This is a genomic window from Pseudomonas sp. CAN1 (genome assembly GCF_030462585.1).
Taxonomy (GTDB): domain Bacteria; phylum Pseudomonadota; class Gammaproteobacteria; order Pseudomonadales; family Pseudomonadaceae; genus Pseudomonas.
Map to the genome: position 1 here is coordinate 1 of NZ_JASMRU010000041.1, position 21,373 is coordinate 21,373.

Sequence of the window (21,373 nt, forward strand, 5' to 3'; positions counted from 1 at the left end):
CGGCGAGCTGATCTACCGGATAAAGCGCAGTGAACCAACCCACGGAGCGGCTCAGGTCCAGCGCGGCTTCGCCGTCGAAGGCGTCGCGGCCGTGGCCTTCCATCTCCACCAGTGCGGAGCTTTCGCCGGTCCAGGCGCACAGGGCGCGGGCCAGCGCGGTCAGCAGCAGGTCGTTGATCTGCACGTGCTGCGCCTTCAGCGCCGGGCCGAGCAGCTGGCGGGTGGTCTCGGCGTCGAGGCTGAAGCGGGCGTTGGCGGCTTCCTTCCAGGTGGCCGGGGCGTCGCTGCGGGCGCGGCTCAGGCGCGGCGCATCGCGCAGTTCGGCTTGCCAGTAGTCCAGCTCAGCCGCAGCGCCATTGGCAGCCGCTTGCTGGCGGGCGCTCCAGGCCTGGTAGCTGTCGGTGCGCGGCAGTGCAGCGGGTGTGCGGCCGGCGCGCAGTTCGCGGTAGGCGTACTGCAGGTCTTCCAGCAGGATGCGCCACGACACGCCGTCCACCGCCAGGTGATGGATCACCAGCAGCAGGCGTTCACTGCCATCTTCCAGGCCGACCTGCATGGCGCGCAGCAGCGGGCCGTTGGCGATATCCAGGCTGGCCTGGGCGTCGTCGCACAGGCGCTCCAGGGTTTGCGCGTCGGCGGTGCGGCGGCGCCACAGCAGCGTCATATCGAGCGGGCCAAGTTCTGCGTAACGCTGGCGGCTGCCGTCGAAGCGCAGGCGCAGCGCGTCGTGCTGGCCGACCAGCCAGTGCAGAGCGCGGGCGAGAACATCGCCGTCCAGCGCTTCACGCGGTTGCAACAGCAAAGCCTGGTTCCAGTGGTGACGCTGGGCGCTCGGCACGCGCTCGAAGAAGCGCGCCTGTACCGGCGACATAGCCACTTCACCGCTGACAGCAGCAACCGGCGCGGGTGTTGCCGGGACAGCCGGAGCGCGGCTTTCCAGCCACTGCGCCAGTTGACGGACGCTCTGCCGCTCGAACAGCTGTTTCGGGCTGAGCTTGTAACCGAGTTTGCGGATGCGCGCGATGATCTGCAGGCTGAGGATGGAATCGCCGCCCAACTCGAAGAAGTTGTCTTCGGCACCGACGCGCTCGACCTTCAGCACCGCTTGCCAGATATCAGCGATGCGCTGCTCCAGTTCGCTCAGCGGCGCGCTGTCCACGACCCTGGCGACCGCCTCGGCGCGCGGCAGCGCCTTGCGGTCGACCTTGCCATTGGCGTTCAGCGGCAGGCGATCCAGCAGCATCAGCTGGGCCGGCAGCAGGTATTCCGGGACGGCAGCGGCCAGGGCTTCGCGCAGGCTTTCCACGCTCTGTCCTTCGGCCACGACCCAGGCCAGCAGCTTCATCGGGCCGTCGTTGTCACGCTCGGCCAGCGCCACGGCATCGCGCACGCCGGGCAGGCGCTTGAGCGCTTGCGCCAGTTCGCCCGGCTCGACACGGTAGCCACGGATCTTCACCTGGTCGTCGACGCGGCCGAGGAATTCCACGACGCCGCGACGGCTCAGGCGCACACGGTCGCCACTGCGGTAGAGGCGCTCGCCTTCGATCTCTACGAAGCGTTCGGCGGTCATCTCCGGCAGGCCGAGGTAACCCAGCGCCAGGCCGGCGCCGCCGATGTACAGCTCGCCGGGTACGCCCGGCAGCAGGTCACGGCCGTTCTCGTCGAGCACGCGGATGGCGCTGTTGGCCAGCGGCGTGCCGATGGGCAGGCTGCCCGCCGGCAGCTCATCCAGCAGCGACCATTCGTGAGTCAGCACGCCGACGGTGGATTCGCTGGGGCCGTAGTGGTTGACGATGCGCAGCGCGGGCGCCCCACCGCGTAGCGGTTCTAGACATGCACGGATCGGCTGCAGCAGCGCGCGGTCGCAGGCTTCACCGCCCACCACCAGCAGACGGCGCGGCAGCACGGCGGCGGCGTTCGGCGCGGCAGCCAGCAGGCCGGCGAGATGGCTGGGGACGATCTTCAGCACGTCCACGTCCTGCATGAACGCGGCGAAGCGCTCGGCATCGGCCACGGCCTGGGCATCCGCCAGGTGCAGGCGAGCACCGCCGCACAGCGCGCCGAACAGCGTGGTGTGGCCGAGGTCGGCAGCCACCGAGGAGACCATCGCCATGCCCAGGCCCTGGGCGCGGCCATGGTCCAGTTGCAGGCGTTCGAGCACGGCCTGCACGTAGTTGGCCAGCGCGGCGTGGCTGACGCGCACGCCCTTGGGCTGGCCGGTGGAGCCGGAGGTGAAGATCACATAGGCGGCCTGTTGCGGGTCGATGCTCCGCGCAGGTACGGCAGCGCTGCCCTGCTCCGGGCCGCCGGCCGGGATCAGCATGGCGGCGGCGCCGAAGGTTTCCAGTAGCGCGGCATCACTCACCAGCACGCGGCCGATGCCGTTGTCGGCGAGCAACTGGCGCAGGCGCTCGGCGGGTTGCGCCGGATCCAACGGCACGTAGGTTCCGCCGGCCTTGAACACGCCCAGCAGCAGGAGTACCCACTGCGCGCTGCGCTCCTGGCAGAGGGCGACGCACTCGCCCTGCTCCACGCCGCTGGCGATCAGTGCGTTGGCCAGGCGGTTGCTGCGCTGGTCCAGCTCGGCATAGCTGTAGCGGATGCTGTCGTCCTGCACGGCAATGGCGTCCGGCTGCGCGGCGACCTGCGCGGCGAACAGGCCGAGCACGTCCTGCTGCGGCCACTGGCGGGCTTCGCCACGACGGCGCGAGGCGACCGGGCGCGGCAGTTCGCCGAGGGCACGCTGCGGCTCGGCGCACAACTGGCGCAGCAGCGCTTCGAACTGGCCGGCGATGGCAGCGACGCTGTCCTCGTCGAACAGGTCGCGGGCATAGACGAAGCTGCCGCGCAGCTCATCGCCCGGCTGGCCGCTGGCGTCCAGCGCCTCGGCCATGTCCAGGGCGAGGTCGAAACGCGCGCCGTACTGTTCTTCGCTGAACAGTTCCAGCTTCAGCGCGCCGGCATCGGGCAGGCGGCTGACGTCGAAGCCGAAGTTGAACTTCACCTGCACCAGCGGGTTGTAGGCCAGGCTGCGCTCGGGCTGCAGGGCTTCCACCAGTTGTTCGAACGGCAGGTCCTGGTGCGCCTGGGCGCCCAGGGCCAGCGGCTTGAGACGAGCCAGCAGCGCGGCGAAGGATTCGTCGTCAGCGAGCGCGCAGGGCATGACCTGGGTGTTGACGAAGAAGCCGATCAGCCCTTCGGTTTCCAGCTGCTGGCGGTTGGCGATGGGCACTGCGACGCGCAGGTCGCGCTGGCCGCTGTAGCGTTGCATCAGCACGGCGTAGGCGCCAAGCAGCAGCATGAACAGGGTGACGTCCTGCTCGCGGGCCAGTTGCTTGAGGCGGCTGCCGAGGCCGGCGTCCAGGCTGAAGCCGAGGCTGCCGCCCCGGTAGCTCTGCACCGCCGGGCGCGGGCGATCCGTGGCCAGCTCCAGCACGGGTGTCTCGACGCTCAACTGATCGGTCCACCAGCCCAGCTGACGCTGGCCCTCCTCGCCTGCCAGCAGCTCGCGCTGCCACTGGGCGTAGTCGGCGTACTGCACCGGCAGTGCCGGCAGCTGCAGGTCCTCGCCTGCGGCGAAGGCGCCGTAGAGGCGGCTGAACTCGTCCACCAGCACGCGGATCGACCAGCCATCGGAGACGATGTGGTGCATCGTCAGCAGCAGCACGTGGTCGGCGTCGGCCAGCTTGAGCAGGGTCAGACGCAGCAACGGGCCGCTGCGCAGGTCGAACTGACGCTGTGCTTCTTCCTCCGCCAGATTGCGCGCGGCGCTTTCGGCATCTTTTTCAGCGGACAGATCGACCCGTGCCAGGTCCAGCGGCTGCGCCGGCTGGATACGCTGGAAGGCCTGGCCGTCCACTTCATCGAAGGTGGTGCGCAGGGTTTCGTGGCGCGCCACCAGGGCATCGAAGGCACGGCGCAGCGCGGACTCATCGAGCTGACCGCGCAGGCGCAGCGCGCCCGGTACGTTGTAGGCGGCGCTGGCCGGCTCCATCTGCCAGAAGAACCACAGGCGGCTCTGAGCGGCGGACAGCGGCAGGTCGCCGTCGCGGGCCACGGCGCGCAGTGCCGGGCGAGCGCTGGGCGCAAGAGCTGTCAGCCGTGCAGCGAATTCATCCAGGCGGCTGGCTTCGAACAGGTCGCGCAGCGGCACTTCGCAGCCCAGGTCACGGCGCAGGCGGGAAATGACCTGGGTAGCCAGCAGCGAGTGGCCGCCCAGTTCGAAGAAGTCATCCGCGCGGCCCACGGCGGGCACCCCGAGCACTTCGGCCCAGACGGCGGCGACGCGGCTTTCCAGGCCGTCGCGCGGGGCTTCGCTGGTGCTGGCGGATTCCTGCGGTTCGGGCAGCGCCTTGCGGTCGATCTTGCCGTTGGCGTTGAGCGGCATCTGCTCCAGCACCAGGATGCGCGACGGCACCATGTAGTCCGGCAGCTGTGCGCGCAGGGCGGCTTTCAGGGCGTCTTCGGCGAGGCTGTCGCCACAGACGTAACCCAGCAGGCGCTTGCCGCGTTCGCTGTCGCGGGCGATCACCGCCGCTTCGCGCACGCCGGGCAGCGCGCGCAGGCGGGCTTCGATCTCGCCCGGTTCGATGCGGAAGCCGCGAATCTTCACCTGCTGGTCGACACGGCCGAGGTAGTCCAGCGCGCCGTCTTCGCGCCAGCGCACGCGGTCGCCGCTGCGGTACAGACGAAGGCCGTCGGCATAGGGGTCGGCGACGAAGCGTTCGGCGGTCATGCCGGCGCGCTGGTGGTACCCACGGGCCAGGCCGTGGCCGCCGATGTACAGCTCGCCCGCCACGCCACGCGGCAGCGGTTGCAGGCGGTCGTCGAGGATGTACAGGCTGCGCTCGCCGACCACTTCACCGATGGGGGCGTAGGCCGCGCCGCAGGTGGTGCGCGCGTCGGCCTTCCAGAGCATCGGGGTGACCACGGTTTCGGTCGGGCCGTAGCCGTTGATCAGGTGCTGCGGTTTCAGCGCCTGGTGGGCCAGGTGATAGGCCGCTTCCGGCACCGCATCGCCGCCGAAGCAGTAGATGCGCATGCTCGGCGCGTTGCCGGTGATCAAGGCTTGCTCGGCCAGCTGTTGCAGGTAGGCCGGCGGGAAAGCGGCGACCGTCACGGCGTGGCGGCGCAGCTGTTCCAGGGTCTGCTCGGCGGTCCACAGCCCGTCGTTGCGGATCAGCAGGCTGCCGCCGTGGGACAGCGCGGTGAGCCAGCGCTCGTGGGCGCCGTCGAAGGCGAACGACATGAAGATCAGCTCGCGGTCGGCGTCGCTCATGGCGTAGCGCTGGCCGATGGCGCGGCAGTGCGCGGCGATCTCGCCGTGGGCCACGGCAACGCCCTTGGGCTGGCCGGTGGAGCCGGAGGTGTAGATCAGGTACGCAAGGTTCTGCGCCTGGATGCGCAGCAGCGGGCGCACGGCCAGGGCGTTGCCGAGGTCGGCCTCTTCCAGCACCAGGCGCTCGACGCCTTCGGGCAGCGGCAGGCGCTCGGCCAGCTCGGCGTTGGTCAGCAGCAGGTCGACGCCGGCGTCCTGCATCAGCCAGACCAGGCGCTCCTCGGGGTAGTCGACATCCAGCGGCAGGTAGGCACCGCCGGCTTTCATGACCGCCAGCAGGGCCAGCGGGATGTCCACGCCGCGCGGCAGGGCCACGGCGACCCGGCGCTCGGCGCCGATGCCGCGCTGGATCAGGCGCTGCGCCAGGCGGTTGGAGCGATCCTCCAGTTCGGCGAAGTTCACCTCGCGCTGCTCGTCGATCAACGCGGCCTTGGCCGGATGGCGACGGGCCTGGGCGGCGATGGTCTCGCTCAGCGCCTCGAAGGCCGGCGCGTCACCGGCCACGGCGATACTCCAGTCGCTGGCAGGCAGCCAGTCGCGGGCATCCAGCACGGCGTCGGCATTCAGCTGCGGCAAGGCGCGCAGCAGATCGAGGAAGTGCCCGACCAGGCGCTGCATGCCAGCGGCGGCGTAGCGCTCGCGGGCATAGCAGAAGCTCAGGCGCAGGGTCTGTTCGCCCTCGCGGACGCGCAGTACCAGGTCGAAGGGGGTTTCCAGGTCGAGTTGTTCCAGGGCTTCCACGCTGACGCCGGGCAGGCCGTTGCCGGCACGCGGCTGCCACTGGTGGTCGAAGGCGACCTGGCACAGCGGATGTCGGCCGTGGCCGCGCTCGGGTTGCAGCGCTTCCACCAGTTGCTCGAACGGCAGGCCCTGGTGCGCCTGGGCTTGCAGCAGGTCGTCGCGCAGTTGGCGGAGCACGCCACGCAGGCTGGCGCCTTCGGGCAGCTCGCTGCGCAGCACCAGCAGGTTGACGAAGAAGCCGACCAGTCGCTCGCTGTCGAGCTGTTCGCGGCCGGCCTGGGTCAGGCCGATGCGCAGGTCGTGCTGGCCGCTGTAGCGCTGCAGTAGCAGGTTGTAGGCGCTGAGCAGGAGCATCGGCAGGGTCGAACCGTGGGCCTGGGCGAGGCTGCGCAATTTGCCGGTCAGTTCGGCGTCCACTTCGCGCTCGATCAGCTCGGCGCTCTGGCCTTTTTCACCCGTAGTGAAAGGCAACTCCAGCGGCGAATGCTGGCTGCCCAGGCGCTCGCTCCACCAGTCCAGCAGACGGGCGCCCTCGCCCGCTTCCAGCTTGTGCTGCTGGGCGGCGGCGAGGTCGAGGTACTGGCGCGGCAGCGCCGGCAGCACCGGCTCGCGCTGTTCGACGATGGCGCGGTAGCACTCGGCGAACTCGTCCAGCAGCAGGTTCAGCGACCAGCCGTCGGCGATGATGTGGTGCACGCAGAGCAGCAGTGCCTGGCGGCCACCGCCGAGGTTCTGCAGGCGCAGGCGCAGCAGCGGGCCGCTGGCCAGGTCGAAGGGCTGCGCGGCGAAGGCTTCAGCGTCCTGGCGGGCGGCGATGTCGCGGCGGGCGTTGCCCAGGGAGCTGAAATCGCTCTCGGTGAGTTCCACTTGCGTGGGGTCGGACAGGCTCAGCGATACCTCGCCATCGGCCTGCTCGATGAAGCGGCTGCGCAGGGTTTCATGGCGGCCCAGCAGCACGGCGAAGGCCTGCTCCACTGCCGGACGGCGCAGTTCGCCGCGCAGGTTCATGCGCCCGGCGATGTGGTAGACGGCGCTTTCCGGCTCCAGCTTCCAGAGGAACCACAGGCGGCGCTGGGCCGGCGACAGCGGCAGCAGGCCGTCACGCGGGACCTGCGGCACGCTCTCGGCTACAGCAGTCGGCAGGGCTGCCAGGGCGGCGGCGAAGGCGCCCAGCTCCGGCGCCTCGAACAGCAGGCGCAATTCCACGGCGCGGCCAAGACGCTCGCGCAGGCGCGCCATCAGCTGGGTGGCCTTGATGGAGTTGCCGCCGAGGGCGAAGAAGTTGTCGTCGCGGCGGATCGCCGGCAGCTCCAGCACTTCGCTCCACAGTGCGGCGATGGCTTGCTCCTCAGTCGAGAGCGGCGCAACCGGCTTGGCGCTGGCGCCGTCGCTGATCGGCTCGCCGGCGCGCTGGATGGCGTAGGCCTGCAGGCTGCCGTCGAGCAGCTGGGTGCGGCAGGCCGAGCGTTGCAGCTTGCCGCTGGAGGTCTTGGGCAGCGCGCCCGGTTCCAGCAGCGCCACCACCAGCGGCGCTTCCTGGAAGGTTTCCGCCACGGCGGCGGAGATGGCCTTGGCCAGTGCCTCGGCGGAGATCAGCTTGCGCACGCTGCGCCCGACTTCGGCGGCGATGCCGATACCTTCGCGGCCCTGGTGCTCGATGGCGAAGGCGGAGACGCGGCCCTTGCGCACCAGGTCCACTTCTTCCTCGACGCAGCGTTCCAGGTCCTGCGGGTAGAGGTTCTGCCCGCGGACGATGAGCATGTCCTTCAGGCGGCCGGTGACGAAGAGTTCGTCGTTGTGCAGGAAGCCCAGGTCGCCGGTGCGCAGCCAGGTGCGGCCGTCCTTCTCGACGAAGGTGCGCGCGCTGGCTTCCGGGTTGCGCCAGTAGCCGAGGGCGACGCTGGGGCCGCTGCTCCAGATTTCGCCGACGCGGTCCGGGCCGAGGGCTTCGCCGCTGAGCGGATCGACCAGCTGGATCTCATGGTCGGGCTGGGCACCGCCACAGTTGATCAGCGAGGTACCACGGCCCGGCCGGGCGATGTTCTCGCCCAGGGCATCGAGGTCCACTTCCAGCTGGCCGATGCCGTCGCCGCGCACGCCGCCGGTGACGAACAGCGTCGCTTCGGCGAGGCCGTAGCAGGCGTAGAAGGACGAGGCGTCGAACTGCGCCGGGGCGAACCAGGCGGCGAAGCGCTCCAAGGTGTCCGGGCGGATCGGCTCGGAGCCGGAGAAGGCCACGCGCCATTTGCTCAGGTCGAGGCCTTCCATGGCGGCCTCGTTGACCCGTTCGCAGCACAGGCGGTAGGCGAAGTCCGGCCCGCCGCTGACCGTGCCGCCGAAGCGGGCGATGGCTTCCAGCCAGCGACGTGGGCGTTCGAGGAAGTAGCGCGGCGACATCAGCACGCATTCGATGCCGCTGTAGATCGGTTGCAGCAGGCCGCCGATCAGGCCCATGTCGTGGAACAGCGGCAGCCAGCTGACGATCACGTCGTCGTCGCCAATGCCGAAGCCGTGGCGGATCAGGCGCTCGTTGGCGACCAGGTTGCCGTGGCTGACCTGCACGCCCTTGGGCGTCGAGGTGGAGCCGGAGGTGTACTGCAGGAAGGCGATGTCGTCGTCGGCCAGCTCGGGCATCTGCCATTCGACGGCCAGCGCCGGGTCGGCCTGGTCCACCGCCAGCAGCATCGGGCTGTCGCCGTTCTCGCGTTCGCAGGCCGGGCGCAGGGCTTCGATCAGCGTGGAGTCGGTGAGCACCAGGCTCGGCTCGGCGTCGTCGAGGATCGAGCGCAGGCGCGCCAGGTGCTGCGGGCGCACGGACTCCGGCGGATAGGCCGGCACGGCGATGATCCCCGAGTAGAGGCAGGCGAAGAACGCGGTAACGTACTCCGGGCCGCTGGGCAGCAGCAAGACGGCGCGGTCGCCGTGCTGGCCGTGGCGCAGCATCCAGGCGGCCATGGCGCGAGCGCGTTCGTCCAGCTCGCGGAAGCTGATGGGCTGTTCGACATTCTCGGCGATGAATCGCAGGGCAGTCTTGCGCGGCATTTCGCAGGCGCGTTGCAGCAGGGCCTCGACCAGGTTTCCTGCGGCTTCGTAGCGGTCGTTCATGACATCACCTGTTCTGTCGGCGGGCGCGTGGGGCCCGCCGGAGGGAAATTCGTGGGTTCAGCTGCTTGTGCGGAGCGCCGTGATCGATCACGCGCTCCGATCAGTCCCCTCTCCCTCTGGGAGAGGGTTAGGGTGAGGGGGCTACCGGCAACTTCGGTGCTCGACCATTTCCCTCACCCCCGCCCTCTCCCAGAGGGAGAGGGAGCTATCCGTGCCGGCTGAAAGATCCGGCTTACTCCTGGTACATCCATCAATCCCGATCACCTCTCTATCTCACGGCGAGCGGGAGCTATCCGTACCGGTCTCAGGCGTCAGCGCCATGCCCTTCCGCCATCGCCACCACCACCTTGCGCGGGCCGCTGAACGGCGAGCGGGCGTGGGCGGCGAGCATGTTGTCGAGCATCAGGACGTCGCCGCTGTACCAGGGGAAGCTCACCTTGGCCTCCTCCAGCACGCCGCGGACTTCGTCGAGCACCGAGGGCTCGATGGGGCTGCCGTCGCCGTAGTAGACGTTGCGCGGCAGGTCTTCCTCGTCGACGATTTCCAGCAGGCTTTCGCGCACTTCCGGCGGCAGGTTCGAGACGTGGAACAGGTGCGCCTGGTTGAACCAGACCCAGTCGCGGGTGACCGGGTGCTGCGCCACCGCCTGGCAGACCTGGCGGGTACGCAGCTCGCCGTCTTCCTTCCACTCCCAGCCGATGCCGTGGGCCTTGCAGTAGGCCTCGACCACGGCCGGATCATCGCTGTTGAACACCTGCTCCCAAGCCACATCGAGGCCGTTGCCGAAGTTGCGGGTGTACATCAGCCCGCGCTCGCTGAAGCGGCGGCGAATGCCTTCGTCGACCCGGCGGTAGATCTCGCGGCTGTCGGCAATCGGCGTTTCACCGCCGCTCTGCGCGGCCTGCACGCAGTAGAACCAGATCTTCATCGGCCACTCGCGGGTATAGGCCTGCTCGTTGTGCAGCGGGATGTGCTGGTGCGGCGGGTATTCGGTGGAGGTGTACACGCCGCTGGTGACGTTGCTGCGCGGGGTGGAGCCGAACTCGTAGTTGAGCAGCGAATGACCGAAGCCGGCAGCGAACTCGCGGAAGCGCTCCGCCGCGCCGACCTGGAAGCCGCGGAAGAGGATGCCGGCGCACACCGGCAGGCGCTCATCCACCAGCGGGCGCAATTCGGCCAGGGCGTCGAGCAGGTCGATGCCCTCGCCGCGAGCCTGCACCAGCAGCGGCAGGCCGCCGCGTGCTTCGGCCAGGGGAGCAATGTCGAACAGAGTGGAGCTGGGCATCGGGAGTCTCCGCTTGAATCGATCAGGCCAGGGCCGCGCTGGTCGACTGGCCGGGCTGGCGCAGGCGGCCGAGCAGCAGTTCGAGCAGGCGCGCTTCGCCGGCATTGAGGAAGAAGTGGCCGCCATCGAGCATCTCCAGGGAGAAGCCGGCGCTGGTTTCGTCCTGCCAGGCCGACAGCGAGTCCACCGAAAGCCGGTCGGCCTTGCCGCCGAACACGTGGATCGGGCAGGCCAGCGGCGCACGGCGGTGGTAGTCGTAGAGGCCGCAGAGGAGGAAGTCGGCGCGCATCACCGGCAGGGTCAGGCGCAGCATTTCCTCGTCGGCGAACACCGCTTCGGGGGTACCGCCGAGGCGGCGCATGCGCTCGATCAGCTGGGCGTCGCTCTGCTCTTCCGCCAGCTCGCGGTGGCTGTCGCGACGCGCCGGCGCGGAGGCCGCCGAGGCGAACAGCGCCTGCGGCAGCGGCAGGCCGCGCTCTCGCAGGGCGTGGGTCAGTTCGAAGGCCAGCAGGCCGCCGAGGCTGTGGCCGAAGATGGCGTAGGGTTGGTCCAGGCGCGCGGCGATTTCATCGGCCAGCTGGCTGGCCAGGGCGCGCAGGTCGGTCTGCAGGTTTTCGGCGAAACGCCGGCCGCGGCCGGGCAGCTCCACCGGGCAGACTTCGATCCAGCTCGGCAGCTGGCGCTTCCAGCGCGCATAGACCATGGCGCTGGCGCCGGAGTACGGCAGGCAGAACAGGCGCAGCATGGGTTACTGCCCCGCCGCCTGGCCATCCATCTTCTGTCGCAGGCTGAGCGGGCGCATGTCGGTCCAGTTGGCTTCGACGAAGGCCAGGCAGTCGGCCTTGCTGCCCTGCTTGCCGGCTTCGCGCCAGCCGGCCGGGACTTCCTTGTACTGCGGCCACAGCGAGTACTGCTCTTCACCGTTGACCAGCACCTTGTAAACCGCATCTTCGCGATCGAACGCCATCGCTCATCTCCTTCAGCTGTATGGAATGCCGGCCACCGGCCATTACCGATGTTTTCCAGCTCTGCCATGAAGACGAGGGAGACAATGAAATAGTTAGTGTTCTCGGATGCGATTAATTCTCATAATATATGCGCCGGCGAAATTTCCTGGCTCTCCTTCAGCGAAGTCTCGGTTGATCTGACGAATGGATGCGAATGAAAAATCTTCACACTTGTGTGGGAACCCTGTCGCAGAGCGATAGTCCGAGTCTTTCGAATAAATTGATAATAATTATCATTTGATCTAGATTGGCCGCCTCAACCCATGTGGACGTCCCCGCCTCCGCCGCCGCATAGGAAAACCTTGCATGTCCAAGCCAATGCCCGCCGAGTCGCGCCCTGCTCTCCACGAGCTGTTCGCTACCCACCGGCAGACCTTCATCAATGCGGCCGCACGCATCCTCGGTTGCCGCAGCCATGCCGAAGACGTGGTCCACGATGCGTACATCAAGCTCAATGCGAGCGACCTCACTCCCGGCATCCAGTCGCAGAGCGGCTATCTGATGCGCGTGGTGCGCAACCTGGCCATCGACCTCTATCGCCGCCAGGCGCTGGAGAAGCGCTACTCGGGTAGCGAGGAAGAAGGCATGCACATCGCGACGCCGTCCGCGTCACCGGAGATCGAGCATGAGGACCGGCAGACCCTGGAAGCCATTTCCAGTGCCCTGCAGACCCTGCCCGAGCGGACCCGTTACGCCTTCGAGATGTATCGCCTGCACGGCCGCACGCAGAAGGAGATCGCCGAGGAACTGGGCGTTTCCCCGACCCTGGTGAACTTCATGGTGCGCGATGCGCTGATCCACTGCCGCAAGACCCTGAAGGGGCTGGAAGACGACAAGCCCTGAGCCTCAGCCTTCCGCCAGGGCGCGGAAGGTCGAGCGATACTGCTCCGGCGTGGTGCCCGACAACCGCCGGAACATCGCGATGAACGCCGAAGGGCTGCTGTAGCCCAGGTTGAAGGCGATCTGCTGCACCCCTTCCCCCGACGCCAGTGCCTCGATGGCGGCGAGAAACCGCAGGCGCTGGCGCCATTCACCGAACGACATCCCCAGTTCCCGCTGACAGGCCCGCGCCAGAGTGCGCTCGGTGCTGTGCACGCGCTCGGCCCATTGCGCCAGGGTGCGATTGTCGCCGGGCTCGGCCTGCAGCGCGGCCAGCACCTCGCCCAGGGCACCGCCGCTGGCATACGGCAGGTAGTCGTCGTGGGGCTGGGCGGCCTGCAGCTGGTCGATCACCACTTCGGCCAGGCGCTGGTCGGCGGCGCTCTGCGGGATGTTCACGCCGCGCGCGGCGAAGTCGGAGAGGATCGCCTTGAGGATGTCACTGATCGCCAGCGTGCAGGGGTTCTGCGGCAGCTTGCGTGCCAGTTCGGCGGACACGTAGAGCGAGCGGTAGATGATCGCCTGGCGGTTGTAGCAGCTGTGCTCGAGGCCCGGCGGCACCCACACGGCATACTGCGGCGGCGAGAGGAAGCGCTGGCCGTCCACTTCCAGCTCCATCACCCCATGGGACGCATAGTTGAGCTGGCCCCAGGCGTGACGGTGGCTGGGCGAATGAGTACCGGCGTCGAACTCGTCGTAGCGGAAGTACAGCTCGGCGGGCAACTGGTCGATATCGGGAAGCGGGAGCGGCAGGATGCGGGTCATGTCCGAATGCCGGGGTAGATTGTCCGGTTTTCATTATACGTCTGGTTTCGGACGAGGTGAAAATGGGTGCCATCTGTGGAGCACCCTCTCCCTAACCCTGGCTACGCGCCCCGCTCCGAAGGGAGAGGGGACTGTCCTGAGTCGTCGGATAGCCAAGTACTCGCCGGTTGACTCAGCGGGGCCGCTGAACGCCAATCGGCTCCCTCTCCCTTCAGGGAGAGGGCTGGGGAGAGGGAAACAGCCCCACTCCGAAGTCAAACCTGAGACCTGCAAGAATCCATGAACTACCTGTTCCCCCTGCTGGCCGTGGTCATCTGGTCCGGCAATACCGTCGTCAACAAGCTCGCCGTGGGGCAGATCGCCCCGGCGGAGATCGGCTTCTTCCGCTGGCTGCTGGCTGGCGCGCTGCTGACGCCCTTCCTGCTGCGCGCCACCCTCGCCCACTGGCCGGTGATCCGTGCCAACCTGGGCAAGATCATCACCCTCGGCCTGCTCGGCATGGCCGTCTACCAGTGCCTGGCCTACTACGCCGCCGCGCTGACCTCGGCGACCAACATGGGCATCATCCTCTCGCTGATGCCGCTGATGTCCCTCGCGCTGGCGTCGGTCCTGCTGCGCCACAAGCTGAGCGTCGCCGCAGTGCTGGGCGCACTGGTGTCGCTGGGCGGCGTGCTGCTGGTGATCACCCAGGGCAACCCGCAACAACTGATCAGCCACGGCGTGAACCTGGGCGACGGCATGATGATCATCGCCACCCTCGCCTACGGCGTGTATGGCGTGCTGCTGAAGAAGTGGAACCTGCCCCTGCCGCCGCTGCTGATGCTGTACCTGCAGGTGCTGGTGGCCATCGTTGCGCTGGCGCCGCTGTATGTCGCCTCGCCGCACCATGGCCTGAATGCCGCCAACCTGCCCCTGGTGCTGTATGCCGGGCTGCTGGCTTCCATCGTCGGCGCACTGGCCTGGATGCAGGGCGTGCAGCGCATGGGGCCGAGCCGCATGGCGCTGTTCTTCAACCTGCTGCCAGTGCTGACCGCAGCCATCGCCGCCGTGGTGCTGAGCGAGCAGCTGACCAGCTACCACCTGGTGGGCGGCGCACTGACCCTGGCCGGTGTGTTGCTGGCCGAGCTGTGGCGGCCGCGGGAAAAGCCTGCTGCCGCTGTCAGCGCCCGTTGACGCGGACGCCTTTTGTAGGAGCGAGCTTGCTCGCGAACCGCTTAACGCAGATGTCGCCTGGAAATCTGTTCGCGAGCAAGCTCGCTCCTACAGGTTCGTGCCGGTTTCAACCCCCCGCATCAGTCTCGTAGGGCGCATAACGCGCCAGCGTTATCCGCCGCGAGTGGCCCGGCGGATAACCTGTTCCAGGTTATCCGCCCTACCCTCGAGCGGCGTGGAACTCGGCCATCACGGTCGAAACCAACTCCGCCGCCGACATCTCCCGCGATAGCGGCGCGCCCTGCCCGGCCCATTGCACGGCGAAGTCCTTGTTGCCCTTGGCAGCCGCCGCGGCGGTCAGCGCCTTGGCGGCGTCGTAGGTGATCGGGTAGTCCGGCAGCGCCGGTGCATCCGCGCTACCCAGGTCGGTAAACAGCCGGTTGACCATGCCCCGCGCCGCCCGGCCGGAAATCGCCGCCGTCACTTCGGTCCTTTCTCCACGCTCACCACGCAACGCTGCCTTGAATGCGGCATTGGCCGAAGATTCGTTGGCGGAGATAAAAGCCGTGCCCATCTGTACCGCCTGCGCGCCCAGCTCGAACACCGCGCGCATGCCCTGCCCGTCCATGATTCCTCCCGCCGCGATCACCGGCAGCCCGGTGCCTTTCACCAGCGTGCGCACCAGCGCGAAGGTGCCGATGCGCGCGTCCTTCTCCGGCTCGAACACGCCGCGGTGGCCACCGGCTTCATAGCCTTGCGCGACGATGGCGTCGATGCCCGCGGCCTCGACGGCGCGACCTTCTTCCAGGCAGGTAGCGGTGGCCAGCAGGCGGATGCCGGCAGCTTTCAGACGGTCGATCCAGTCCTGCGGCGGCAAGCCGAAGTGGAAGCTGACCACCGCCGGGCGCGCCTCGATGAGGAACTCCAGCATCTCGGGATCGGCCAGGAAGCTGCGGTAGATCTCGGTGATCTGCGCCGGCGGCTGCGCATCGAACTCGGCGAACAGCGGGCGCAGGTGCTCCAGCCACGCGGCCTCGCGAGCCGGGTCCGCCACGGCCGGGCGGTGGCAGAACAGGTTGAGGTTGAGCGGCTTGTCAGTCAGCGCGCGGGTCTGCTCCAGCAAGCCGCGGGCCTGCGTGGCGTTGCTCGCGCCCAGGCCGATGGAGCCCAGCCCGCCGGCATTGGACACCGCCGCCGCCAGCGCCGGGGTGGATACGCCAACCATGGGCGCCTGGATGATGGGGTGCTGGATGCCGAGCAGTTCGGTGATGGGCATGACGGGGTCCTCGGGGTCGGGCCGGCGATGTGGCCGCCGGGCTGATTGGCACTTGACCAACAATCTCACAAAGAGAATATTAACGGCAACTTGTTCTCTATTTAAGATCAATCATGGATCTCTCCAGCCTGGAAATCTTCCGTTGCGTGGCCGAGGAGCAGAGCGTCACCCGCGCCGCTGCCCGCCTGCAACGCGTGCAATCGAACGTCACCACGCGCATCCGCCAGCTTGAGGAAGACCTCGGCGCGGCGCTGTTCCTGCGCGACGGCAAGCGCATGACGCTGACCGACCAGGGCCGCGACTTCCTCCGCTACGCCGAGCAATTACTGGCGCTGGCCACTGAAGCACGCCAGTCGCTGCATCCCCAGAGCGCCACCGGCAGCCTGCGCCTGGGCAGCATGGAAGCCGCCGCTGCCAGCCGCCTGCCGGAAATCCTCGCGCGCTTTCACCGCGCTTATCCCGAGGTGGAGCTGCACATCAGCACCGGGCACAGCCAGAAGCTGATCAATGAGGTGCTGGAGCGCCGGTTGGACTGCGCACTGATCTCTCACCCGGACATCCTCCACGCCGAGCCCGGCTTCGAATCGCTGCTGGAGCGCGGCCTACGCGCCGAGCCGGTGTTTCGCGAGGAGCTACTGCTGGTGTTGCCCGGCGACCACCCGCCGGTCACCCGCCCCGAGGATGTGCAGATTCGTACCCTGGTCGGCTTCGCCCGCGGCTGCACCTACCGCCAGTTGCTCGAACGCTGGTTGAAGGGCGCCTCGCTCGCCGTACAGGAAGTCGGCTCCTACCACGGCATCCTCGCCTGCGTGAACGCTGGTTCCTGCTTTGGCGTATTGCCGCGCTCGGTGCTGGAGCTGCAACGGGAAATGCCGGACCTGCAGGTGGTGCCGCTGATGGAAGTGGACACCCTGCTGATCTGGCGCGACGGCTACGCCACCGGCGCCTTCCAGCGCTGGCGGGAAACCCTGGAGGCGCGCCCATGAATCGCACTCGTCGCCTGCCAGCCGCGTTGTCGGCAGCGCTGATCCTCGCCGTGGGCATGGGCTTTGGCCGCTTCGCCTTCACCGGCCTCTATCCGCTGATGKTGCGCGACGGTGTGCTCAGCGTCACCGGAGGCTCCCTCGCCGCCTCGGCCAACTATGCCGGCTACCTGCTCGGTGCCCTGCTGCTGGCACGCAGTCATGAACGGCATGCCGCGCGTATCTGCGTGATTGCCCTGATCGGCACGCTGGCCACCCTGGCGGCCATGGCCATCCCGGCGCCGGCGTGGTTCGCCATCGGCGTGCGCCTGTTGGCTGGCGTACTCAGCGCCATGGCCCTGGTCAGCGCCGCACAGTGGCTGCTGCAGAGCATGGGCGAAAGCCATGGCGCGCCGATGATGTTCGCTGGCGTGGGGATCGGCATCCTGGTCTCGGCCGAACTGATCGCCGCCGGTAACGCCTTCGGCCTGGGCAGCGCGGCGATCTGGTGCGTGCTGGCGCTGGCAGGACTGGTGTTGTCGCTGCTGGCCGCACCCGCGCTGGGCCGCAAAACCCCGACCGATCAGCAGCACGCCGCGAGCGGCACGGGACCGGCGCCGGAGCTGTCCGCGCCGATCATCCTGCTGGTCTACGGGCTGGCCGGCTTCGGTTACATCATCACTGCCACCTACCTGCCGCTGCTGATGAAGAGCGGCCTGGGCGCCATCGACCCGCTGCAGGTCTGGGCCGCGTTCGGCCTCGGTGCTGCACCTTCCTGCTTCCTCTGGCACCGCCTGCACCTGAAGCTGGGCGGCCGCCGTGCCCTGGCGCTGAACCTGCTGGTCCAGGCAGTGGGCGTGATGCTGCCGGCACTGGGCGACTCCGCCTTCCTTTATCTGGGCAGCGCGGTGCTGGTGGGCGGCAGCTTCATGGGTACGGTGACCATCGCCATGCCGGCAGCCCGTGCGGTGGCTGCGCAGGTGCGCTTCAACATGCTCGCGGCAATGACAGCGCTGTATGGGGTCGGGCAGATTGTCGGGCCGCTCGCGGCCAGTGCATTGCGCGGGATGACCGGGAGCTTCATTCCGGCGCTGGGAGCTGCGGCGAGTGCGTTGCTCGTTGGTGCGCTGTGCTGTCTCCCCCTGCGCCGGACGGGCCCTTGTAGGAGCGAGGGGGACGCCATCGTTATTGCTCGCGAACGGGGTCACTTGTAGCAGCGAAGTTGGGCTTGTTCGCGAGCAAGCTCGCTCCTACGAAAAGCATGGCAGCACGTAGGGCGGATAACCTGGAACAGGTTATCCGCCGGCCACTCCACGGCGGATAACGCTGGCGCGTTATGCGCCCTACAAATGTGCAGCTCAGGCCGGCGGTTGCTGGCGGAAGGACACGCCCAGGCGGTTCCACACGTTGATCGCGCCGATGGCCACGGTGAGGTCCACCAGTTCGCGTTCGCTGAACTGCTCGCGGGCCAGTTCGAAGACCTCCAGCGGCACCTTCGACTCGGACAGCAGCGTCACCGACTCGCACCAGGCCAGCGCCGCCCGCTCGCGTTCGCTGAAGAACGGCGACTCGCGCCAGACGCTGACGGCGAACAGGCGCCGCTCGGTCTCGCCATTGCGCCGGGCTTCCATGGCGTGCATGTCGGCGCAGAACGCGCAGTTGTTCACCTGCGACACGCGCAGCCGCACCAGCTCCAGCAGCGGCTTCTCCAGCGACAGCTCGAAGATGGCGGCTTCCAGCGCCAGCACCGCCTTCAGCGCTTCCGGTGAGGCGGTGTAGTAATCCAGACGCGGCTCCATGACGGCACTCCAATAGATGACCCGGCCATTGTGCGCCCCGCCTCACCGCCAGAAGGTGACCAATCTGCGGAATTTGCGCTGCGCAACTTCACCGCGTCCCAAGCCGGCGCTACGCTTGCGCCACTGCCCAGAAGCTGCGGAGTTCGCCCTTGGAGCTGCACCTGATCATCCACGGCCAGAAGGATCTCGCCGGGCAACTCTATCGCCAGCTGCGCGAAGCCATCGATTCCGGCCGCCTCGCCGCCGGCACCCGCCTGCCGCCCAGCCGCCTGCTGGCCGAGCAACTGGGTATCTCGCGCAAGACCATCTCCGACACCTACGCCCAGCTCACCTATGAAGGCGTGCTGGTGGGCAAGATCGGCAGCGGCACCTTCGTCAACACCCACCTGCCGCGCCACGACCGGCGCCAGGATGGCGTGCGCTTCGCCAGCCAGGACAACATCGAGCGCTGGATCAACCTCGATACCCGCCTGCGCCACCCCGGCGCCGCGGGCACGGCGAAGGCCGACTTCATCGGCGGCGCCACCACCCAACTGCAGTTCCCCCAGGAGGAATGGCGGCGCTGCGTGAACCACGCCATGCGCCAGATGACCGGCCTGCGCGGTCACTACAGCGCGCCGGAGGGCATCGCCCCGCTGCGCGACGGTATCGCCCGGCACATCTCCTACGCCCGCGGGGTGAACTGCCAGCTGGACGATGTGATGGTCTGCAACGGCGCGCAGCAGGCGCTGGACCTGCTCGCCCGCGTCATGCTCCGCCCTGGCGACAAGGTGGCCATGGAAGACCCCGGCTATACCCCGGCGCGGCTGATCTTCCAGACCCTCGGCGCCGAGGTGGCCAGCGTGCCAGTGGATGCCGAGGGCATCTGCGTCGAGCTGATCCCCGACGGCACGCGGATGATCTACACCACACCGTCGCACCAGTTCCCGCTGGGCATGCCGATGAGCCCGGCGCGGCGCGAGGCCTTGCTGGCCCGCGCCCTGGAGCTGGGCGCGCTGGTGATCGAGGACGATTACGACAGCGAGTTCCGCTACGAAGGTCGCCCCGCCGATGCGCTGCAGAGCCTCGACCGCCACGGCGTGGTGGCCTACATCGGCACCTTCTCCAAGGTGCTGCTGCCGGAGCTGCGCCTGGGCTACCTGATCCCGCCGCCCAGCCTGTTCGCCGCGCTGGTACGCGCCCGGCAGATTTCCGACTGGCACAGCTCGACGCTGCCGCAGTGGGCGCTGGCCAAGTTCATCAGCGAGGGCTATCTGCTCAAGCACATCCGCCGCTGCCATGGCATCTATGCCGGGCGCCGCGAACGCATCCTCGCGCGGCTGGCGGGCGACCTGGCGCCCTGGCTGGAGGCGGTGCCCTCGGTGGCCGGCTTCCACCTCACCGCGCTGCTGCGCGAGCCGGTCAACGTGGCGCTGCTGATCGAGCTGGCGCGCAAGGTCGAGGTCGGCCTCTACGGCCTGGCGCCCTTCCACCACCAGGTACCGGTGCGCGATGGCCTGCTGCTGGGCTTCGGCGCCATCGACACGCTGGACATCGACCCGGCGCTGGACAAGCTGCGCGACCTGCTGCAGCAATTGGCCTGATTGCTGCGCCGTTCCCCAGCGGACTCTGTCCGCGATCGTTTCCCGGCCGCTCGGTGCATGACCGTGGCCATCGCGGACGAAGTCCGCTCCTACGCACGCCGGCTGCATCGCCCAAAGATTGGCCCGGTACTTTTCCAAGGAATTGGCGGTTCAGCCGCCGGCGATGCGCCCGTAACCTTTGTGCAGTGGTTTTGAAAGCCGGTTCCGGTCTTTACCGGATTCCAGCCTCAGCGCCCAATGGCCACCCCAGCACATAGGAGCCTCGCCATGTCCCCGTCCGCCATCGCCATCGTTCGCGTCCAGGCATTTCCCGGCCAGGCTGCTGCACTGGGCAACCACCTTAACGAGCTGATCGATCAAGTCCGCCAGCAGCCCGGCTGCCAGGGCAGCGAATTGCAGGTGCTGGGCGCCGACCGCTGGCAGGTGCTCACCCGCTGGGCCAGCCAGGCCGAGCTGGAGGCGCACCTGACAGGTCCGAAGGCGCAGCAGTGGCTTGGCCAGCTCGGTTGTGGCGACCTGGCGCTGGGGCTGGAGTTCGAAAGCCGCAGCGCCGAGTGACTCAGAACGCCGTGCGCACCAGCCCGCCGTCCACCCGCAGCGCTGCACCGTTGGTGGCCGAAGACAGTTCCGAACAGACGTAGACCACCAGGTTGGCGATCTCCTCCGGACGGGCGAAACGCTGCAGCAGCGAGCCCGGCCGCGCGGTGCGGAAGAACTCCGCCTCGAACGCCTCGAACGGCTGGCCGCCGGAGAGCTTGTCGACGAACTCGCCGACGCCTTCGGAGGCGGTCGGCCCCGGCAGTACCGAGTTCACCGTCACCCCGGTGCCCGCACAGCTTTCCGCCAGCCCGCGGGACAGCCCGAGCTGGGCGGTCTTGGTGACGCCGTAATGGATCATCTCCAGGGGAATCTGGATCGCGCTCTCGCTGCTGATGAACACCACCCGCCCCCAGTTCTTCTGCTTCATGCCCGGCAGGTAGGCGCGCGACAGGCGCACGCCGGAGAGCAGGTTGACGTCGAGGAAACGCACCCACTCCTCGTCCGGGATCTCCTCGAAAGGCTTGGGATCGAAGATGCCCAGGTTGTTCACCAGCACATCCACCGCTGGATAGCGCTGCACCAGTGCAGCGATCTGTTTGGGATCGGACAGGTCGCCAGCGAAGCCTTCCACCTTGGCATCCGCCTGCCCGGCGCGGATGCGCGCCAGGGCCTCGTCCACCGAAGCCTGGCTGCGGCCGTTGAGGATCACCCTCGCCCCTTCGCGGGCCAGGCCCTGGGCGATGGCGAAACCGATGCCCTTGGTCGAGCCGCTGACCAGGGCGAGCTTGTCGGACAGATGCAGGTTCATGAATGTCTCCAGCAGGTGGGCGATGGGTCCGGCGCGGGGGCCGGATGCGCGGTGGAGGAATCAGAATAGGCGCTTTCTGCACAGCGCCAGGAACTGGTCGATTATTTCCGGCGAATTCCGCCGGCCAGCCGGC

14 protein-coding genes are annotated in these 21,373 nt (G+C 68.3%); 6 read left to right on the plus strand and 8 right to left on the minus strand.

What is annotated here, in order from left to right:
• The 4 genes from QO207_RS28235 to QO207_RS28250 all read right to left on the minus strand — a co-directional run.
• Positions 1-9,184, minus strand: a 9,184-nt coding sequence (locus QO207_RS28235) for a non-ribosomal peptide synthetase (protein ID WP_301535559.1), incomplete at its 3' end; no start/stop codon positions are given.
• A gap of 304 nt (positions 9,185-9,488) precedes the next feature.
• Complete coding sequence (locus tag QO207_RS28240; RefSeq protein WP_301535560.1) at positions 9,489-10,469, minus strand: TauD/TfdA family dioxygenase; 981 nt, start codon at positions 10,467-10,469, stop codon at positions 9,489-9,491.
• Positions 10,470-10,491: 22 nt separating this feature from the next.
• The gene (locus QO207_RS28245; protein ID WP_301535561.1) at positions 10,492-11,214 is read right to left on the minus strand and encodes a thioesterase II family protein; all 723 of its coding nucleotides are present in this window, start codon (positions 11,212-11,214) and stop codon (positions 10,492-10,494) included.
• Between the two features lie 3 nt (positions 11,215-11,217).
• Positions 11,218-11,436 (minus strand): MbtH family protein, encoded by a 219-nt coding sequence (locus tag QO207_RS28250; RefSeq protein WP_301535562.1) that lies wholly within the window; start codon positions 11,434-11,436, stop codon positions 11,218-11,220.
• 346 nt (positions 11,437-11,782) lie between these two features.
• On the opposite strand from QO207_RS28250, the gene QO207_RS28255 reads away from it, so the two are divergent.
• Positions 11,783-12,319, plus strand: coding sequence for an RNA polymerase factor sigma-70 (locus tag QO207_RS28255; protein WP_301535563.1), 537 nt, complete (start codon positions 11,783-11,785; stop codon positions 12,317-12,319).
• Positions 12,320-12,322: 3 nt separating this feature from the next.
• Here the strand turns inward: QO207_RS28255 and QO207_RS28260 are convergent, their stop codons facing one another.
• The gene (locus QO207_RS28260) at positions 12,323-13,120 is read right to left on the minus strand and encodes a helix-turn-helix domain-containing protein (RefSeq protein ID WP_301535564.1); all 798 of its coding nucleotides are present in this window, start codon (positions 13,118-13,120) and stop codon (positions 12,323-12,325) included.
• A 279-nt stretch (positions 13,121-13,399) separates the two neighbouring features.
• Here QO207_RS28260 and QO207_RS28265 point away from each other — a divergent pair, with 279 nt between their 5' ends.
• Positions 13,400-14,293 (plus strand): DMT family transporter, encoded by an 894-nt coding sequence (locus QO207_RS28265; RefSeq protein WP_301535565.1) that lies wholly within the window; start codon positions 13,400-13,402, stop codon positions 14,291-14,293.
• Positions 14,294-14,492: 199 nt separating this feature from the next.
• Here the strand turns inward: QO207_RS28265 and QO207_RS28270 are convergent, their stop codons facing one another.
• Complete coding sequence (locus QO207_RS28270) at positions 14,493-15,548, minus strand: nitronate monooxygenase family protein (protein ID WP_301535566.1); 1,056 nt, start codon at positions 15,546-15,548, stop codon at positions 14,493-14,495.
• 113 nt (positions 15,549-15,661) lie between these two features.
• Here QO207_RS28270 and QO207_RS28275 point away from each other — a divergent pair, with 113 nt between their 5' ends.
• Both QO207_RS28275 and QO207_RS28280 read left to right on the plus strand, forming a co-directional pair.
• Entirely contained in the window at positions 15,662-16,534 is an 873-nt protein-coding gene (locus QO207_RS28275; RefSeq protein WP_301535567.1) for a LysR substrate-binding domain-containing protein, read from the plus strand.
• Entirely contained in the window at positions 16,531-17,724 is a 1,194-nt protein-coding gene (locus QO207_RS28280) for a YbfB/YjiJ family MFS transporter (protein WP_301535568.1), read from the plus strand. Before QO207_RS28275 ends, QO207_RS28280 begins: the two co-directional genes overlap by 4 nt.
• 144 nt (positions 17,725-17,868) lie before the next feature.
• Here the strand turns inward: QO207_RS28280 and QO207_RS28285 are convergent, their stop codons facing one another.
• A complete protein-coding gene (locus QO207_RS28285; protein WP_301535569.1) occupies positions 17,869-18,309 on the minus strand; it encodes a carboxymuconolactone decarboxylase family protein in 441 nt (146 codons plus the stop codon).
• Between the two features lie 149 nt (positions 18,310-18,458).
• Here QO207_RS28285 and QO207_RS28290 point away from each other — a divergent pair, with 149 nt between their 5' ends.
• Complete coding sequence (locus tag QO207_RS28290) at positions 18,459-19,892, plus strand: PLP-dependent aminotransferase family protein (RefSeq protein ID WP_301535570.1); 1,434 nt, start codon at positions 18,459-18,461, stop codon at positions 19,890-19,892.
• A gap of 267 nt (positions 19,893-20,159) precedes the next feature.
• Positions 20,160-20,450: a putative quinol monooxygenase gene (locus tag QO207_RS28295; RefSeq protein WP_301535571.1), complete on the plus strand. Its 291-nt coding sequence runs from the start codon at positions 20,160-20,162 to the stop codon at positions 20,448-20,450.
• Position 20,451: 1 nt separating this feature from the next.
• On the opposite strand, the gene QO207_RS28300 is transcribed toward QO207_RS28295, so the two are convergent.
• On the minus strand, positions 20,452-21,240 hold the full coding sequence (locus QO207_RS28300) for an SDR family NAD(P)-dependent oxidoreductase (RefSeq protein ID WP_301535572.1): 789 nt from the start codon (positions 21,238-21,240) through the stop codon (positions 20,452-20,454).
• Positions 21,241-21,373 lie beyond the last annotated feature (133 nt).

Coding starts and splice junctions, on each gene's coding strand:
- QO207_RS28265 (WP_301535565.1), top strand. CDS start 13,400: ATGAACTACCTGTTCCCCCTGCTGGCCGTGGTCATCTGGTCCGGCAAT.
- QO207_RS28275 (WP_301535567.1), top strand. CDS start 15,662: ATGGATCTCTCCAGCCTGGAAATCTTCCGTTGCGTGGCCGAGGAGCAG.
- QO207_RS28250 (WP_301535562.1), bottom strand. CDS start 11,436: ATGGCGTTCGATCGCGAAGATGCGGTTTACAAGGTGCTGGTCAACGGT.
- QO207_RS28270 (WP_301535566.1), bottom strand. CDS start 15,548: ATGCCCATCACCGAACTGCTCGGCATCCAGCACCCCATCATCCAGGCG.
- QO207_RS28285 (WP_301535569.1), bottom strand. CDS start 18,309: ATGGAGCCGCGTCTGGATTACTACACCGCCTCACCGGAAGCGCTGAAG.
- QO207_RS28295 (WP_301535571.1), top strand. CDS start 20,160: ATGTCCCCGTCCGCCATCGCCATCGTTCGCGTCCAGGCATTTCCCGGC.
- QO207_RS28255 (WP_301535563.1), top strand. CDS start 11,783: ATGTCCAAGCCAATGCCCGCCGAGTCGCGCCCTGCTCTCCACGAGCTG.
- QO207_RS28260 (WP_301535564.1), bottom strand. CDS start 13,120: ATGACCCGCATCCTGCCGCTCCCGCTTCCCGATATCGACCAGTTGCCC.
- QO207_RS28245 (WP_301535561.1), bottom strand. CDS start 11,214: ATGCTGCGCCTGTTCTGCCTGCCGTACTCCGGCGCCAGCGCCATGGTC.
- QO207_RS28240 (WP_301535560.1), bottom strand. CDS start 10,469: ATGCCCAGCTCCACTCTGTTCGACATTGCTCCCCTGGCCGAAGCACGC.
- QO207_RS28300 (WP_301535572.1), bottom strand. CDS start 21,240: ATGAACCTGCATCTGTCCGACAAGCTCGCCCTGGTCAGCGGCTCGACC.